General features: G+C 61.2%; 3 protein-coding genes. All 3 read left to right on the top strand.

Annotated elements, in window-relative coordinates; all coding sequences use genetic code 11:
- Positions 1-15 precede the first annotated feature (15 nt).
- The 3 genes from EOD15_RS32270 to EOD15_RS32260 are packed head-to-tail and all read left to right on the top strand — an operon-like array spanning position 16 to position 2461.
- Positions 16-609 (top strand): DUF1326 domain-containing protein, encoded by a 594-nt coding sequence (locus EOD15_RS32270; protein WP_245463826.1) that lies wholly within the window; start codon positions 16-18, stop codon positions 607-609.
- Between the two features lie 11 nt (positions 610-620).
- Positions 621-1439, top strand: coding sequence for a phosphatidylcholine synthase (pcsA, locus tag EOD15_RS32265; protein ID WP_164761907.1), 819 nt, complete (start codon positions 621-623; stop codon positions 1437-1439).
- Positions 1440-1483: 44 nt separating this feature from the next.
- Positions 1484-2461, top strand: a complete 978-nt coding sequence (locus tag EOD15_RS32260) for a quinone oxidoreductase (protein WP_127321881.1) — start codon at positions 1484-1486, stop codon at positions 2459-2461.
- Positions 2462-2746: the final 285 nt, after the last annotated feature.

Raw genomic sequence — 2746 nt, 5'->3', positions numbered from 1 at the left:
GACCAGAGCTGGGCGATGAAGGGAGAGCTCGTACTCTCCTGCAATTGCACGGTTTTTTGCCCTTGCGTGCTATCGCTTGGCAATCATCCGCCGACCGAAGGCTATTGCCAGACCTGGGCGGGGTTTCGCATCGATGCCGGCCATTTCGGTGAGGTCGATCTGTCCGGCCTCAATCTCGGGCTGATCATGGAAATCCCCGGCTACATGAGCCGCGGCAACTGGACCGCCGGCCTGTTCATCGACAGCCGAGCCTCGGTCTACGCAGTCAAGGCGCTGACCAAGATCTTCACCGGCAAGGCAGGCGGAACCACATCGCTGCTCTCCATCCTGGTAGGCAAATTCCTCGGCGTCGAACAAGTGCCGATCACCTATGAGACGCGTGACAAGACGCGTATCTTCCAGATACCGAAGATCATCGACGGGGCGGTGACACCCATCCCCGGCAAGGATCGCGACAAGGATACGGTGATCAGCAATTCGGAATACTGGATCGCGCCCGAGATCATCGTGGCAAGGTCCGACAAGAGCAAGATGCGGGCTTTCGGCCGCAACTGGAATTTCGCCGGCCGTTCGGCCGAAATCTGCAAGCTGGATTGGCGGGGCCCGTGAGCAAGAACACAATGGCCAGGAATACGGCGGCCCGAAAAGCCGCCAAAAAGATCACGGACCGGATTCCCAGGCCGAAGAAGAAGGTCACCTGGCCACAGGCGAGGGCGTTCTCCGTCCACCTCTTGACCGCCTCGGGGTCGTTCCTGGCCTTCCTGTCGCTGGTGGCGGCAAGCGAAGAGCGCTGGACGGCGATGTTCTGGTGGCTCGGGCTGGCCCTGTTCGTCGACGGCATCGATGGACCGATCGCGCGCAAGCTCGAGGTCAAGGAAATCCTGCCGACCTGGTCGGGTGAACTGCTCGACAACATCATCGACTACGTGACCTATGTGCTGATCCCGGCCTTCGCGCTCTATCAGCGCGGCTTCATGGGCGAGGGCCTGTCATTCCTGTCGGCGGCGATCATCGTCGTTTCCAGCGCCATCTACTATGCCGACACCGGCATGAAGACGAAGGAGAATTTCTTCAAGGGATTCCCCGTGGTCTGGAACATGGTGGTGTTCACCCTGTTCGTCATCGAGCCCGGACAATGGGTTTCGTTCGCGGTGGTGGTGGTGGCCGGCGTCCTGACTTTCGTGCCGATCAACTTCATCCACCCGGTGCGGGTGGTGCGGCTGCGGCGCATCAACCTTGGCATGACTCTCTTGTGGTGCGCTTTCGGCGCGCTTGCCCTGGCCCAGGCGGCACTCGCTGCCTTCTACGATCAGATCGGCGTGCTGGGCGAGCAGGTCAGCACCTTCACCAAGATCGGCATCACCATCACCGGGCTTTACCTTGCCTGCATCGGTGGCATCATGCAGTTCTTTCCCAAACTCGGTGCCAAGAAGGCCTGATCAGCCACTCCCACAGGGAGCCTAGCCCCACAGGAAGCCCAGCAATGTCCAAAGCGATCCGCATTCACGCCAATGGCGGCCCGGAAGTTCTGACCTATGAGGACGCCGACCCCGGCCAGCCGGGAGCCGGGCAGATCCTGGTTCGGCACACCGCGATCGGCCTCAATTTCATCGATGTTTATCATCGCTCTGGCCTCTATCCGCCACCCGGTGGCTTCCCGCTCGTGCCAGGCAGCGAAGCCGCCGGCGTGGTGCTGGAGGTCGGCCAAGGCGTCGACTGGCTCAAACCGGGCGATCGCATCGCCTATGCCGTGACGACGGGGGCTTACGCGCAACAGCGCGTCATCGATGCCAGCCGCGTCGTCAAGGTTCCGGATGGCATCAGCGACGAACAGGCCGCGGCGATGATGCTGAAGGGTATGACCGCGGAATATCTGCTGCGGCGGACGTTCAAGGTGAAGGCCGGCGACACGATCCTGTTCCATGCCGCGGCAGGCGGCGTCGGGCTGATCCTCGGCCAATGGGCAAAACATCTCGGCGCCACCGTCATCGGCACCGCCAGCTCGTCCGACAAGATCGAGCTCGCCAGGGCGCATGGTTTCGACCACGTCATCAACTACAAGGAACAGGATTTCGTCGCCGGCGTCGCCGCCATCACGGGCGGCAAAAAATGCGATGTCGTCTATGATTCGGTCGGCAACGACACATTTCCGGCTTCGCTCGACTGCCTGCGGCCGCTTGGCATGTTCGTCAGCTTTGGCCAGTCCTCGGGACCCATACCGCCATTCAGCATGTCATTGCTGGCCCAGAAGGGCTCGCTGTTCGCAACAAGGCCGACACTGTTCGTCTACAACGCAAAACGCGAGGACCTCGACGCTTCTGCCGCCGCCCTGTTCGAGGTCGTGCTCAGCGGCGCGGTCGAGATCAAGATCAACCAGCGCTACGCGCTCAAGGACGCCGGCAAGGCGCATTCCGACCTCGAGGGCCGCAGGACCACAGGGACGACCATTCTCATCCCTTAGTTCGTTCTGCCTTGCTATCCCTTGAATTTCCGCTGAAATTCTTGAAGCTCTTTCAAGACGTGTGCCGCTTTCCGATGAGAGCCGGCCGCGCCTACCATGCCTGCGGGAACACAGAACATGTCTGGCTAACCAGATGGGAGGCACTGTGAGTGCAAATCACGACGGCACGAACCTGCTTGAGGTTCGTGGCCTCACCAAGATATTCGGCACGCTGACGGCGTGCGATCATATCGATCTCGACTTCGCCAGGGGTGAGATCCACGCCCTGCTTGGCGAAAACGGCGC

Source organism: Mesorhizobium sp. M7A.T.Ca.US.000.02.2.1, from assembly GCF_003996995.1.
In the GTDB taxonomy this organism is placed as follows: Bacteria; Pseudomonadota; Alphaproteobacteria; order Rhizobiales; family Rhizobiaceae; genus Mesorhizobium.
This window is presented reverse-complemented; position numbering and strand designations above follow the sequence as displayed.